Origin of the sequence: Lacrimispora sp. (assembly GCF_036758025.1) — a bacterium.
GTDB lineage: Bacteria > Bacillota > Clostridia > Lachnospirales > Lachnospiraceae > Lacrimispora.
Genome location: NZ_DAIOXM010000002.1, coordinates 82,189 through 96,974, shown reverse-complemented (window position 1 = coordinate 96,974; position 14,786 = coordinate 82,189). Strand labels below are relative to the sequence as shown.

Below are 14,786 nucleotides of genomic sequence, written 5' to 3'. Positions count from 1 at the left end.
GTATTTTAGGACCTAAGGTCTCAGATTACAGATAAAATCCGCAGCATGTGCTGCGGATTTTTTTATGCCGACAAATTAAAAAAAGCCTGTTTATAAGGTGATATCATATATCCGGCATGAAAGAAACATCTAAAGCAGTCCGTGCGAAGGCTGCAGCCTGCTTCAAATCATTGCTGTCCGGCTTGCCCTTGTGAACAGCGGAAAATTCTCCGCTTTCACCCGCCTTTCTGAAAAAATGAACTCTTACAGGATTGCCTGTTTTACTTCGTTCTCATATTGAAATAAGGTACATCCGCCTTTGTGGTTTAAGGCCTCCGCCGCGCTGATTTCACGGACTTTTTCAAAAAATGGTGATTGCAGCACCGTTAATAATGACTGCTCTTTCAGATTCATTTCTGAATAGGGAGAGAAGGGGCAGGGCTCGGCTCCGCCAGTGGGGTTGATGTGAAAAAATCCCCGTCCGGCAGCTAAGCAGCCTCCCATGGATTCCTCGTCGCCGGGGAAGGAGAGGATGATCATGCCTTTGTTTTTCTTACTTTTTCTCAGGCTGTCAATCTGTTCTGCAAGGAGGTGCAGGTGCTCTTCATCTAAGACCAGATGATCTGTATTTTTCTCCACAGGAACATACTCTACGTAGAAAACAAGGCCGCATCCGCTTTCCCTCAGAGTTTCGGCAAAGGCCGGGTCTGTTACTTCATTTTGATTCTGGGTTGTGACGGTGATAGAGGTTCCAAAAAGGATTCCCCGTTCTTTGAGGCATTTAGCTGCCTGTTTAAGCTTTTCTGCCACGCCATTTCCCCGCCGTGCATCTGTTTTTTCAGCATTGCCTTCGATACTAAGGACTGGAATCAGATTGCGGTGCTGGTCAAAGAGATTGAGGTAATCCTCATCAATCATGGTTCCGTTGGTGAATACAGGAAAAATAATATGTTCAAACTCCGCCGCCAGCTTAATGATGTCTTGGCGCAAAAGGGGTTCCCCTCCGGCCAGAAGAATGAAGGATACGCCAATGTCTGATGCTTCCTGAAAGATACGCCGCCAATGGCCAGCGTTTAACTGCTCCGGTTTCTGCCCGCTGCCGCAGGCACCGGAGGCCCATGCGTAACAGCCGGTGCACCGCAGGTTGCAGTCAGAAGCTATGCTGGCAATCAGGAAAGGCGGAATATGTGTTCCGTTTTCCTCATGCTGTTCTCTTAGTTTTGCCCCTCTGCGCAGGTCTGATACCATATGCAGCATAAAGGCCTGCCCCCGTCGGCTGCCCAGATAGAATCGCCCGGCAGTCTCAGAAATGTTTTTTATTCCATTGTTCAGAAAGCTGTTCAAGTTTAACATAACATATATACCCCTTTTCATTCTCATGAAACCATTGATGGCGGACCTCATTGCTTAAAAAAGTTGTATTCGAATATTTCTTATGATATGATTATAAAACAAAATAAGTTTTTTTCAATAACGCAGAAAAAACAGACTTAGTAATAAAAAACTTACTATTGGAGTTAAGGAGTAGAAAATGAGTGATAAAAACAAGCAGACAACAGAAGAACTACTATGTCCCATCCGTCATTTGATGGGGATATTCAGCGGAAAATGGAAGCTGCCCATTGTATGCATTCTTTCAGGTGAAACCCCTTTGCGCTACAGCACCATCAAGAGAAAGCTGGGGGATATTACTAATGTCATGCTGGCTCAGTCCTTAAAAGAATTAGAAGCAGCAGGAGTCATTCATAGGGAACAGTATAATGAGGTGCCTCCCAGAGTCGAGTACAATCTGACAGAAAAAGGGAAAAACATTCTTCCCATACTTGCACAGCTTGCAGGCTGGGCAGCGGAAGATATGCAGGAGGCAGCTTCCTGCGGTGTTCTATGTAATAAATGCCAGTCAGTGAGTTAATTACAGATAAGATCCAGTTGCTTAAAGCATGAAAAAGCCGGCAGGAAGCCGGTTTTTTATATGACCGGACAGAACCTTAATTTCCGAACGCAGCCAGGTGGCGGAGAAATGGCAGATAGACCGAAACGCCTTGTATAAACGGCCCAGCTTTGCTATAATATCAAAAATACCCTTGCTTTGCATCCCATTTGCAAAGCAGATGAAAAGAAGGATTTACGAAACTAATATGAGAAAAAATGAATCTTTTCCTCAAAAAGCAAGTCCGCTGCTGGTTTCCCTGGCTGCGGCTATTGCCCTTTTTTCCGTCTGTCTGTCTTTTATTCTGATGCTGCACAATAACATCAGGCAGAGAGCCGTTCTGGAAACAACAGACCGGTATATGGTGTTTGAAAGCAGGGTCCAGCGGCTGATTTACTCCAATGTCACACTGCTTCAGGGTTATGAGGCTTATATCAAGCTTCAGCCTGATTTAGATGCAGAGATTACCTACCGTTATATGGACGAACTCCTTTCAACAAACTCAGAATACATCCGCAATGTGGGCGTTCTCAGGGATACGACTATCATATGGAATTATCCCCAGGAGTCTAATTCTGAGGCAATTGGCGTGGACTTATCCAGGGTGAAAGGACAGCAGGATCTTGTGCTGAAAGTGAAACATGAACTGAAACCCATTTTGCAGGGTCCGGTGGATCTGGTGCAGGGCGGGAGAGGTTTTATCGTCAGGCTTCCCATTATCATGGAAAACAATGAGTATTGGGGGCAGATTGCGATTGTGCTGGAGTATGATAAAATCCTTGAGGAGATTGAGTCCTATGCCATCAGTTCCGGGCTGGATATTGCGATTTTCAATCAGGAGAATAAACGCACTCCATTTTTTGGCGTGGTTGATACTGATGTAAATTCCAAGCTGGAATTTGCCGTGGACCCGGACTTCATCAACTGGAGCATTACGGTCAGTTCGTCAAACGGCTGGGAGGGCAATCTGCCCTTGTTTGTGCTGTTGTTTCTTTTTTCTGTTTGCTTCTGTGCCTTTACAAGTCTTTTGGTGTTTAAATATATAAGATCCAACAATAAGATCATTACCATGTCAATCTATGATTCTTTGACAGGCCTGTTCAACCGGCACTTTTTAAACAGCTATCAAGCCTATGTTCTCGCGGCAGCAAAACGAAAAGAATGTAAAGTGGGAATCCTGCTGCTTGATCTGGATTATTTCAAGAAAATCAATGATACCTACGGACACAGCGTAGGAGATATGGTGCTTGTTGAAACAGCCCGCATATTAAAAGCCAGCACCGGGGCAGAGGAGATGGCCTTTCGTTTGGGCGGGGACGAGTTCCTGCTGATACTTCCGGAAATTGAGAATATGGAACGTCTTTTATACGCCAAGGCTCAGCTATTCAACCGTTTTGAACAGGAGTTTCATGTTTCTGGTTATCCCATCAAAGTATCACCCAGCATTGGCTGCGCCATATTTCCGGAAGACGGAGATGACCTTGATATCCTTCTTCATAAGGCGGATAAGCTGATGTACTTAGAAAAATCAAAAAGGCGGTCTGCGTTACAAGAAAAACAGTAAACCGTCCAGCTTAAAAATCGGTATACCCCATATAAGCAAGAAACGGCAGAGGAGGCATTCCTCTGCCGTTTCTTTATAAATGTTTCATTAATTGATTACTTTAAAAGCTCAAGACGGCCAGGATCGTTTGCAAACGCTTCTTTGGCATTGTCTTTTGTAACTACAAGCGGAGGAAGCTCATAAACGCCAACATCCTTCTTGCCGTTGTTTACATTGGTATCAGGAGCAGGCATACCCTTGCCTTCCTGAAGAGACTTGATGATCTCTACTGTTTTGCCTACAAGAACATCGGTTGGTTTTGCTACAGTTGAATACTGTCTGCCGGACCAAACCCATTCAACAGACTCGTTTTCAGCATCAAGACCTGAAACAACAGGAATCTTCTGGCCGGCCTGCTCAGATGCAGTGATAATAGCACGGGCAATTCCGTCGTTAGGAGACAGAACACCATGAATTTCTTTGTCTGCGTAGAAACCGGAGAGCAGGGAATCCATACGGGCCTGTGCCTTGGAGTTATCCCAGTCAAGGGTTGCGCACTGTGTGAAATCAGTCTGGCCTGATACGACTACAAGTGTGCCGTCATCAATCTTTGGCTGAAGCACTGACATAGCGCCTTTGAAGAAGTTAGGAGCGTTGGGGTCAGCAGGGCCGCCGCCGAATAACTCGATATTGTAAGGGCCTTCGCCTTTTTCTTTTGCTAATCCGTCAAGAAGCGCCTGTCCCTGTAATTCACCGGTCTTGATGCTTCCGAACTGTACCACGCCTTCTACACCGGTGGTGTTCTCAAGGAGACGGTCATATCCGATAACGGTAATGCCGGCAGCTGCAGCTTCTTCTAAAACTGATCCAAGCTGTGAACCGTCAACAGGACCAACAACAATAACTTTAGCTCCATTTTGAATCATGGACTCAATCTGCTGCTGCTGCTGAGGAACCTTGTTGTCAGCAGCCTGAACGATTGCCTTAAAGCCTGCGGCTTCCAACTGGGTTTTGAACATTTCGTCAGCTTCTTTCCAGTTCTGGGTACCCAGCCATGGAAGGGAAACACCGATGGTTGCACCGGCCTCAAAGCCAGTAGCTGCTTCTGCTGCTTTTGTTTCTTCGGCTTTTGTCTCCTCAGCCTTTGTCTCCTGTGCAGCCGCTGCTGTTGTGGTCTCCGGTGCTGCCTGGCGTCCGCCGCCGCAGCCCGTCATCGCTGCTGTCGCAACCAATGTTGCCGCCATAAGCAGAGATAATCGTTTCTTCATTTTCATAAATTAACCTCCTTTTTAAAGTCATTCGACTATATAAGGCCCAACCATGCAGTTTATTGCGAATCACTGCCGGTCGGCTTACCTTCCTTGGATTTGTTTTCCTTTTCAGGAAACAGCGTTCCTATGATGGAACGGCGGCCATGTGCTTTATTGTAAACATCGAAAGCAACAGCGGCCAATAATACAAAGCCTTTAATAACCTGGGTGCGGTCGGCTCCAACTCCCATGAGCATAAGCCCGGAGTTGAGAACAGCCATAACCATACCGCCTACCATGGTGTTGAGAACCGTACCGATACCGCCTGAAACGGCTGCACCGCCGATAAATACCGATGCAATGGCATCCAGCTCCCAGCCGGTGCCGTCAGAAGGGCCGGCTGCGGTGGAACGTCCCACGAACATGATTCCGGCCAAAGCTGCGAGGAATGACATGTTCAGCATGGTGAGAAAATAGGTTCTCTGAACATTGACACCTGAGAGAGCGGCTGCGCTCTTGTTGCCTCCCACTGCGTAGATGTGGCGGCCGAACTGAGTGCGCTGGGTGATGGTGTGGTATATGATGACTAAAATGACCAGAATCAGACCTGGAACAGGAAATGATGTTCCGGGGCGTCCGGTGCCGAACAGCCATGTAAAATAGCCAATAATAACTCCGACCAGAGTGATCCTTACCGCAACAGGCCAAAAGGGCTCTTTTGTTCCGGTGAGATTAGCGGAACGGGTGTGCCGCCGAAGCTGTATGTAGGCGAGAGCAGCGATTGCGACGATTCCCAGCAGCAGCGTGGAATTGTTCATTCCGGTAAATGCAGGGCCCCATTCCGGAAGATATCCGGCGCCGAACCATTTAAGCTCGGGGGGAGCAGGCACTGAAATGGATTTTGATATCCAGATAACGCCTCCGCGGAAGATCATCATGCCGCCCAATGTGGTGATAAAGCCCGGGATACCCAGCTTAGACAGCCAGAATCCCTGCCATGCTCCGGCTGCAACGCCGATTGCAAGGCTGACAAGAACTGCGAGCCACCACGGAAAGTTTAAATCTCTGGCTACTAAAGCCATAACCATTCCGGAGAAGCCTGCTACAGAACCAACGGATAAATCAATCTGTCCGATGACAATAACCATCAGCATTCCGATAGCCAGCACCAATACATAGGCATTTCCGGACAGCAGGTTCTGGAAGTTAGAGGAAGTAACCATTCTTCCTCCTGAAGTGATATTGAAGATGATGATAAGCGCCGCCAGGGCGATCACCATGGTATACTGACGAAGTTCACCGCCTAATACTTGTTTGATATATTTCATGATGCATTTCCGTCCTTTCCTGATTCAGATTCTGACGCAGATGTATCTGTCATCATTCTCATGAGCCTTACCTGATCGGCCTCGCTGCGCTCCACCTCACCTGTTATGCTTCCCTCGAAAATGGTGTATATCCTGTCTGCCATACCCAGCAGCTCCGGAAGCTCGGAAGAAACCATAATCACCGCTTTTCCCTGATCCGCAAGCTCATGGATCAGGCGGTAAATCTCATACTTGGCGCCCACGTCAATACCGCGGGTAGGCTCGTCGAGAATCAGAACGTCCGGCTCCGTAAACATCCACTTGCCCAGAACAACCTTTTGCTGGTTTCCTCCCGACAGGGTGTTCACGCCGATGCCGACGCTGGGGGCCTTGATTCTTAAGGACTGGCGGTACTTTTCGGCAGCCTGGAACTCCTTATCCGGGTCCAGCAGGCCTCCCCGCTTAATTGCCTTTAAGTTTGCCGACACAATGGTCATGCGGATAGAGTCGATCAGATTAAGCCCCAGGGTTTTCCTGTCTTCAGGCACATAGGCAATGCCGTGTTTAATGGCGGAGGCAACAGAGGTGATGCGAACCTGTTTTCCTCTGACTTTAATGGTTCCCCCAAGATGAATACCATAGTTGCGTCCGAAGATGGACCGCATGAGCTCTGTTCTTCCCGCACCCATAAGACCTGCAAAGCCCACGATTTCACCGGCCCTTGCATAGAAGCTGGAGTTCTTGCACACCAGCCGCCCTGAAATATGGGGGTCCTCAACCCGCCAGTCCGACACCTCGAAAATCACATCTCCCGGGTTGGATTCGTGGTCGGGATACCGGTTTTCGATGGAGCGTCCCACCATGGAGCGAATGATACGGTTTTCGTCCACCCGCCCTGCTTCCACGGCATAGGTGTCGACGGTGCGGCCGTCACGGATTACGGTGACAGCGTCAGATACTGCTGCAATCTCGTTGAGCTTGTGGGAAATCATAATACACGTGATGTCCCGTTTCTTTAAGTCCCGCATGAGATCCAGCAGGTTTGCAGAGTCGTCCTCGTTAAGCGCAGAAGTGGGCTCGTCGAGAATCAGCAGCTTAACATTTTTGGACAGGGCCTTGGCGATTTCCACCAATTGCTGCTGGCCTACACCCAGATGCTTGATCAGGGTATCGGGATTGACCGTCAGCCCCACCCGTGCAAGCAAATCCACTGTGCGGTGCCGTGCAGTGTCCCAGTCGATCAGACCGTGTTTTACCACCTCGTTTCCCATAAAGATGTTTTCGGTGATGGACAGCTCCGGAATCATGGTCAGTTCCTGGTGAATGATTACGATGCCGGCATTTTCCGATTCCTTGATGTTTTTAAAGGCCATTTCACTGTCCCTGTAAATAATCCGGCCTTCATAGGTACCGTGAGGGTAAACACCGGACAAAACCTTCATCAAGGTTGATTTTCCGGCCCCGTTTTCACCGCAAATTGCGTGAATGTCGCCCTGGTGCACCTCCAGAGTTACGTCATCCAGCGCCCGCACTCCCGGAAATACCTTGGTAATGCACTGCATTTGAAGGATTAAAGGCTGTTCCATAACTTACCTCCCTTTATGCCTGCTTTTGGCAGGCAAATATTGTACTATATATGTTCCTTCTCTTTTCCTACCCCTTTATTGCTAAAAATGCACTGGGCATCTGCAGCACCTTATCCGTGGCTATGGCTGCGGCACCATACAGAGTGGGATCCACCTTTAAGCTGGATATTTTAATCTGCACCCTGGAGTTCAGTTCAGAGATAACCCGCTGTTTGACCACCTCCTGAATGGTAGGAAGCAGCAAATCCCCTCCCTGGGATACAATGTCGCCGATGACAATAATATCGGGATTATAGGAATTGATCAGGGTAACACAGCCGTAGCCAATGTATTCCGCCACTTCCTGCACCACCTCCAGTGCCTTGGCATTGCCTTTACGGGCAGCTTTAAAAATGGCATTGCAGACCTCCATGCTTTGCTGATGGCTTTTGGAAAGGCACTCCGGCACGCGCTGCTGGGCCATCTTCACCATGGCAGGAGCCGAACAGTACAGTTCCAGACAGCCATAGTTGCCGCATTCGCAGCGGGGGCCCTTCACATCCACGCTGATATGTCCGATTTCACTTGCAGCGCCCTGTACGCCCAGCAGCAGGTTGCCCCGCTCGATAATACCGGACCCCACGCCTTCCCCTACCAGGAAATAAGCCAGTGTGTGCAGGGGCCGGGCATGGTCCCCGAACCACCATTCCGCCAGAGCTCCGGCGTTGGCATCATGTACGAAGAAAAATGGTTTGTTAAACTCGTATTTGAATTCCTCAATAAAGTTGATGTTGTGCCAGGTGGGCATTTGGGTTACCACCGCAATGCGCCCTTCATCCTGCAGAAACGGCCCAGGTAAGGCAAGGCCAATAGCCACTACATTTTTATATTTTTCCAGCATATGGTGTATCTGCTTTTTCATGGCAGAGAGCACTGATTTCTGGTCTTGTTCAATGGAATATTCTATTTCTGAATGGGTGTATATTTTTCCCGAAATATCGAACACACCCACCGAAAACATATGTCTTGAAAATTTCACCCCAATGATCTGGTGCCTGTCGGCATTGAGCTTCAACCCGATTGAGCGGCGGTTTCCGCTGCCCTTTATGCTGCCCACCTCGGACACGATTCCCATTTCCATCAGAGCCGCCACTATTTTTGTAATGGAAGCCTGGGTAAGGCCCATTTGTTTGGCAATATCCGCCCGGGAACAGACCTCTCGCTGTTGTAATATCTTTACAACGGCTGAGCGGTTCATCTCAGTCAAATCGCTGTTGTTACTGCCTATTGTGTCTCGCATGTTCATTGACCGTCCTCTTCCTCTGCTTTAAAACAATCATTCCAGTGTTAATTCATTAACTCTGTTTATATATTAACCTATAAGTGCAAACTAGTCAATTATTTATGTAAAATTAAGGTATATTTGTATATTATAATAAAGGCGCTTACTATTACTTTGTTAATATGTCATATATATCACGTTAAAGTGATGCTTAAATATAACATATAGGTCAAATGCACCTTAAATGCCCCATGGAAAGGAAATACTGCTCATTTGCAAAAAAATAACACCAGAACCAAGTCTGGTGTTACTGTGCATAACCGCTTATATGAGCGGTAACATGAAATGATGATTATGAAATCAGAGGAAAGTTACAACTCTTATTCTAATAGGAATAGACATATCCCTCTACCTCCTGGGCAGGAGTAATCTTTACTGCCTGAATCTGAGGATCATTATATTTCTGTCCTTCATATTCGTATTCTGCAATAAATAAAGTTCCTTCAACCGTTACCCATGAGTCATTTTCCAGCTCGGAAACCTTATCATACTTGCATATCAACCCGGTAGGCGCTAAATCTGCGACACAGCAGGACATCATCAGGCGGGCGGGTACAAACTCATCCTCATCCAGCAGTTCCGGGTCTTTAAAAATAAACCCTGTCATGGTAATCGTATACCCTTCATATTTCTCCATATTCAGATATATTTCAGAAAGCCACATGCCAAAAGAGTCATCGGAAACAGTGATTTTTTTATTCGCTGTATCCAGGCCGGGCAGATAGGTTAAAGCGCCCTGATCCGTCACATCAGCTTGAGTATCAGGAACAGTACTATCAATAGAAGCTGACGGCTCTGTATCTGTGGGAGGAGCAGCGTTTTGGACACCTGAGGGATCAGCGGCACCTGCCGAATCATTTTTTCCCGAGAATGTATTCCCGCCAATATAATTGCTGGAAAAATCCGAGGTATTCAAAGAGCTGTGGGGGAGCAAAAGCAGCAAAACAGGGAGGGCCAGTACAAAGCAATGGGAGGACCGCACGATATGCTGGGGGCGGAACAGCCTGAAAAGGCTAACGCAAACCCATATCAGCATGACGGCTGCTGTAAAATATAGATACGGTTTCATTCGCGGTGTAACATAGGAAAGATATTTCCCGCTGTTCACCAGATACAGCATCAATCTCCCAAAGAGGCAATAACAAAGAAGTTCCAGAAAAATCTGAGGATTAAACGCTCTAGCCCGCATGTTATATCCCTCCTAAACCGGTAAATAAAAAGACCACGGCAAAGCATACGATAAATGCCGTAAACAATAATTTCACAATAAAGCTTTTAGAAAAACCTGAAGAGAGCATCATCACATTTTTAATGTCCATCATCGGTCCAAATACGAGAAAGCCCATAATCGCCCCCATTGGAAACTGATTGGCAAAGCTGCGGGCAATTACGGCATCGGATGAGGAGCACAGGGAAAGAACAAATGCCATGGTCATCATAATAATAATGGAAACGGCCAGTCCGGCCCCCTTTTGGGCGGAGGTAAATATTCCGGTTCCCAAAACCTGGGAAACAGAAGCGATAAAGGTTCCGATTACCAGATATTTCCCCACGCTGAAAAATTCTGCTTGGGAATGGCGGATAAACAGGCCCAGCTTTCCGGACAAAGTGGTAATTGACTCCACATCCTCGTAACAGCCGCAGCTGCACATCAGCCGGTCCAGTGCGCCCCCTGATAATGCGTTTCCTTTGGGCGGCCAGGCGGCAAAGAACAGCCCAATGATAACTGCGGCTGCAATTCCCAGGCCAACCCGTCCAAGCACAATGGCCATATTGCCGCTGAAAGCATAATAAGTGGATAAAATAACCACAGGATTGATCACCGGTGTAGCTGCCATAAAGGTAATTGCCACGGGCAGGGGAATTCCTTTTTTAACCAGACTCCTGAAAATCGGAATAGAAGCACAGTCGCAGACCGGAAGGCAAAAACCTCCCAGAACAGCCACCAGCATGCCTGCCCCCAGGGATTTGGGAAATCTGCGTTCAATAAAGCTCTGAGGCACAAAAATCTGAATGGCAGATGATAAGAGCACGCCGATCAGCAGGAATGGAACAGCCTGCAGGATAATCCCTAAAAATACGTTGATAATCATATTAGCAGGAATCCGGTATGCCTCAAAAACAGGCCGTGTGACAAAATGAAGGACTGTCAGCAGAACAATGATCAGGAAGAAAAGGTTAACAGGCCGCTCCCGTTTTCTGAAAAGCGGTCTGTATAAGTCTTCATAATCGTCTGTTTCATATATTTCAATGCCCGGATTGATTCCGTTCAGCAGGCGGTCGATTCGTTTTCGGTCAGCCCGGGTATGAACATTGCGGACCAGGGCAAAATCACTGCCTGCGATCTGCTCAGGCAAAGCGCCTCCCGTCCTGCCCAGCAGCCCTTCGATTCCTGCTCCATCCGCCATATGTATGACTTTCTGAAGTTTGCATAAGCTGCGAAGGGGTTCCTGTAACAGCATGGCCTGAAGAGTGGAAAATGGAACCACACCGTTCCACTCCATCCAGATTTCATCAAAATCATAGGTTTGAAGGAGTTCCTGAATTTGATCCACCACCTCCATGGGCTGCTGATCCAAAGTCTTTTTGGGAAAAGAAATACTGTAACAGTTATGGTGCTGGCTCCGGAAATCTTCTTCACCGCTTTCAAACTGTATAACGAGAATATTAACATCCTTCCAGTCCTGCCGGTTCAGCAGGGTATTGAGGAATGTGGTTTTTCCGGCATCGAGAAATCCGGTTAAGGCATAAACTGGTATCTCCATCTATTGTTCCCCGCCAAACAGAGTACACAGCTCCTGCCTGTTTAAATCCCGGCCGATAATGCACAGCATATCGCCTTTGGCGGCACACTCTGTCATCTTAATATCTCCGGGCAGATACTGTAAATTGATATATCCGCCGGAGCCCCGGACAATGCCCTTTGCACGGAGAATTGTTCCTTTGGAGTCTTTTTCCATAGTGGAAACCCGTGCCTTTAAATCTTCCATACTGAATACCTGATTTGTCCTGATGGTCACCGTATCAAAAATATCTTCCGCAGCATGATTATGGCCGCAGGAGCAATTGTGGTCATGGCTGTGTTGGTGGTTTAAATGGCCGTGGGCTCCGTGGCACCCGCATGTACAGCCATTTGTATGTACATGATTTCCCTGGAGTATTTGGGCCCCATTGATCTGATCCCAGGGCTTTGAGAAGATGGCTGCATGGGGATTTAACTCTTTGATAATTTCCCGGGCAGCATTTATTTTGTCAGGGAATTCTTCCGTGCGGCTGAGCAGGACAGTATCAGCGTTTTTAATCTGATCCTCGAAAAACTCACCAAAGTTATCAAGGTACATTTTGCAGCGCTTTACATCTGCAATTGTGATTTTAGCCTTAACTTCAGCAAGGGGCAGGATGCGCGGGTCTGAGCAGGCCTTCATAATGTCCGACAGTTTGCCCACACCGGAAGGTTCGATGATGATTTTGTCGGGCTGAAAGCGGTTTAAAAGCTCCTTAAGGGCTTTGATAAAATCACCTGAAAGGCTGCAGCAAATACAGCCGGAATTCATTTCTCTCACTTCAATACCGCCTGATTTCAGCAGGGCGGCATCGACGCTGATATCACCGAAATCATTTTCAATGAGCACGATCTTCTCGTTGTGAAATGCTTCTTTCAGAAGCTTTTGGATGAGAGTGGTTTTTCCCGCTCCCAGAAAGCCCGATATTACAAATATTTCTGTTGACATGCGATTCCTCCTAAAAATAAATACTGGCTCAGGCCGCCAATGATCACATGGGCCTGCAATCCTTGCAGAACCCGAATACCTCCAGGTTATGGCCCGTGACGTAGAAGCCCTCGTCTTCAAACTTTGGGATAAATTTCTCCATAGGACAGTTATCCATTGAGATAATCTTATGGCAGCTGGTACAGACAGCATAATGTTTGTGCTGGAAACGGTTCAGCTCATACATTGCCATTTCATTATTCATCATATTGGTTTTAATCACCAACCCCTTTTTTTCAAAAATGCCGAGAATCCGGTAGACTGTGGACATCCAGGTCCCATCCCCGCCTTTTTCCATTTTGGAGCATATATCAGCGACGGTTAAGGGCTTCTCGGAATTTTCAAGTACGGAGAGTACGCTTTCGCGCTGCCGCGTTCTCTTTATTCCCGCAGGCCAGGTGTTTTGTATCTCATTCACTGTATTCACCTCATTTGATTTTTGCAAGAGCCTTGCGGCCTCTTGTGGATTCGTGTAAGTTTACGGAATATAACGGCAGTGCGCTCTCAGTTTCGTATATATGATGCGCAAATGCGTTTTATTCGCATTTAGGTTCATTATAAAAGGCCGATCCCATGAAGTCAAGTTTTTTGAAACCCCATCATTTATTGCGGGCGGCACGGATAGAAGAGTGCACCTTCTTTCCAAGCAGAACCGACACCAGGACGAAAACAGAAATCAGGGCGGTAAATCCGCCGGGAGCCACATTGAGATAATAGGAAATAAACAGCCCCAGCATAATGTCAACCACACTGAAAATAATTGAGAATATCAAGGTCGTCTTAAACCCCTTCTCAAGCTGCAGGGCTGTGGCGACAGGAAGGGAAATCATGGAACTGAGCACCAGTACGCCTACGATTCTGATGGATACGGAAATGGCGGAAGCTACAAGGATAGAAAAAACATAGTTGATCAGCCGGACTCTTACGCCCGCTACCTTGGCTGCCTCCTCGTCATATGCAATATAAATCATCTGATGGTACAAAAGAATCAGAGTCAGGACGGAAACGGCACTGAGAATCAGAATCATGATCATATCCAGCCGGGTTACGGTCAGAATGCTTCCGAACATAAAGGAATCTGCATTTGCATGAAGCTTTCCGGAGCTTATGATGGTAATGGCTGTTCCCACGCTTAAAGAAAGCACAATGGAGAGAATCAAATCCGTGTGTTTTTTAAAATAGCTGCGCAGAAATTCGATTAATGCGCCGCATATGGAGGTAAAGATAAACGCGCCCAGTATGGGATTTTGTCCGGTCAGCAGACCAATTGTAACGCCTGCCAGGGATGCATGGGATAACGTGTCCCCGATCATGGAATAGCGCCGGAGCACCAGAAAGATTCCGATGCAGGGGCATAGAATCGAAATAAACACGGAAACGAAAATCGCGTTTTGCATGAAGCTGTAGCTAAATATTTCCATCGTTTTCCCTCCTGTTTTTCAAGAATTCGTCTGCATACTTATGAGGGGAGCAGAGGTGTCCCTGTCCGCCAACCAAATGATAAATCAGGGTTGAGTTTGAAATGGCGGCATCCAGATTGTGTTCTACGGAAACAATGGTCATTCCCTTTTCCTTGTTTATTTTCTTTAAGAAGCCATAGATTTCCTTCTGGCTGCTGATGTCCACTCCGGTTGAGGGCTCATCCAGAACCAGAAGCTCCGGCCTTCCCATGAGCGCCCGTGCAATGAGTATTTTCTGGCTTTGTCCTCCGGAAAGGTTTCCCATGAGGGATCCTGAAAAACCAGACATTCCAACCTGCTCAAGGGCTTCCCATACGGTATCCTTGTTTTTGATTTTTAATAATCTGCGGTATGAGTCCAATACCTCATATACGGTAATAGGAAAACCTGAATTTGAAAAGTCGTTCTTCTGCGGAACGTATCCGATCCGCTTTGCCTCTGTCACAATGCTGCCGGAGGCAGGTTTTATAAATTTCAAAATCAGCCGCATCAGCGTACTTTTGCCGCTGCCGTTTTCCCCCACAACGGAAACATACTCCCCGTCCCGTATTTCCAGATCCATGCCTCCCAGTACATAAGGCGGAGAGCCAGTATAAGAAAAAAAGAGATTTTCTGCTTTGATCATAAATAATGCCCTTTC

At 47.2% G+C, this 14,786-nt stretch carries 13 protein-coding genes; 2 read left to right on the top strand and 11 right to left on the bottom strand.

Annotated features, from left to right (window positions below; all coding sequences use genetic code 11):
* Window positions 1-243: 243 nt before the first annotated feature.
* Entirely contained in the window at window positions 244-1,332 is a 1,089-nt protein-coding gene (locus V7M78_RS02760; RefSeq protein ID WP_333646209.1) for a radical SAM protein, read from the bottom strand.
* Window positions 1,333-1,510: 178 nt separating this feature from the next.
* Between V7M78_RS02760 and V7M78_RS02755 the strand changes: the two genes are divergently transcribed.
* Both V7M78_RS02755 and V7M78_RS02750 read left to right on the top strand, forming a co-directional pair.
* Window positions 1,511-1,891 carry a winged helix-turn-helix transcriptional regulator gene (locus V7M78_RS02755; RefSeq protein WP_333646207.1) on the top strand — a complete coding sequence of 127 codons (381 nt, stop codon included), beginning with the start codon at window positions 1,511-1,513 and terminating at the stop codon, window positions 1,889-1,891.
* A 226-nt stretch (window positions 1,892-2,117) separates the two neighbouring features.
* Window positions 2,118-3,473: a diguanylate cyclase domain-containing protein gene (locus V7M78_RS02750; protein WP_333646204.1), complete on the top strand. Its 1,356-nt coding sequence runs from the start codon at window positions 2,118-2,120 to the stop codon at window positions 3,471-3,473.
* Between the two features lie 95 nt (window positions 3,474-3,568).
* Here V7M78_RS02750 and V7M78_RS02745 read toward each other — a convergent pair whose 3' ends face one another.
* The 10 genes from V7M78_RS02745 to V7M78_RS02700 all read right to left on the bottom strand — a co-directional run bounded on the left by V7M78_RS02745 (window position 3,569) and on the right by V7M78_RS02700 (window position 14,771).
* On the bottom strand, window positions 3,569-4,726 hold the full coding sequence (locus tag V7M78_RS02745) for a substrate-binding domain-containing protein (protein WP_333646202.1): 1,158 nt from the start codon (window positions 4,724-4,726) through the stop codon (window positions 3,569-3,571).
* Window positions 4,727-4,779: 53 nt separating this feature from the next.
* The gene (locus V7M78_RS02740) at window positions 4,780-6,030 is read right to left on the bottom strand and encodes a sugar ABC transporter permease (protein WP_333646200.1); all 1,251 of its coding nucleotides are present in this window, start codon (window positions 6,028-6,030) and stop codon (window positions 4,780-4,782) included.
* Window positions 6,027-7,595 (bottom strand): sugar ABC transporter ATP-binding protein, encoded by a 1,569-nt coding sequence (locus tag V7M78_RS02735; RefSeq protein ID WP_333646198.1) that lies wholly within the window; start codon window positions 7,593-7,595, stop codon window positions 6,027-6,029. Before V7M78_RS02735 ends, V7M78_RS02740 begins: the two co-directional genes overlap by 4 nt.
* Window positions 7,596-7,662: 67 nt before the next feature.
* Window positions 7,663-8,880, bottom strand: coding sequence for an ROK family transcriptional regulator (locus V7M78_RS02730; RefSeq protein WP_333646196.1), 1,218 nt, complete (start codon window positions 8,878-8,880; stop codon window positions 7,663-7,665).
* Window positions 8,881-9,241: 361 nt separating this feature from the next.
* Entirely contained in the window at window positions 9,242-10,105 is an 864-nt protein-coding gene (locus V7M78_RS02725) for a TIGR03943 family putative permease subunit (protein ID WP_333646194.1), read from the bottom strand.
* Window position 10,106: 1 nt separating this feature from the next.
* Window positions 10,107-11,681 (bottom strand): permease, encoded by a 1,575-nt coding sequence (locus V7M78_RS02720; protein WP_333646192.1) that lies wholly within the window; start codon window positions 11,679-11,681, stop codon window positions 10,107-10,109.
* Window positions 11,682-12,647 carry a CobW family GTP-binding protein gene (locus V7M78_RS02715; protein ID WP_333646190.1) on the bottom strand — a complete coding sequence of 322 codons (966 nt, stop codon included), beginning with the start codon at window positions 12,645-12,647 and terminating at the stop codon, window positions 11,682-11,684.
* A 43-nt stretch (window positions 12,648-12,690) separates the two neighbouring features.
* Complete coding sequence (locus V7M78_RS02710; RefSeq protein ID WP_333646188.1) at window positions 12,691-13,104, bottom strand: Fur family transcriptional regulator; 414 nt, start codon at window positions 13,102-13,104, stop codon at window positions 12,691-12,693.
* A gap of 181 nt (window positions 13,105-13,285) precedes the next feature.
* Complete coding sequence (locus V7M78_RS02705) at window positions 13,286-14,107, bottom strand: metal ABC transporter permease (protein WP_333646186.1); 822 nt, start codon at window positions 14,105-14,107, stop codon at window positions 13,286-13,288.
* The gene (locus tag V7M78_RS02700) at window positions 14,094-14,771 is read right to left on the bottom strand and encodes a metal ABC transporter ATP-binding protein (RefSeq protein ID WP_333646184.1); all 678 of its coding nucleotides are present in this window, start codon (window positions 14,769-14,771) and stop codon (window positions 14,094-14,096) included. The genes V7M78_RS02705 and V7M78_RS02700 overlap by 14 nt, the downstream gene beginning before the upstream one ends.
* Window positions 14,772-14,786: the final 15 nt, after the last annotated feature.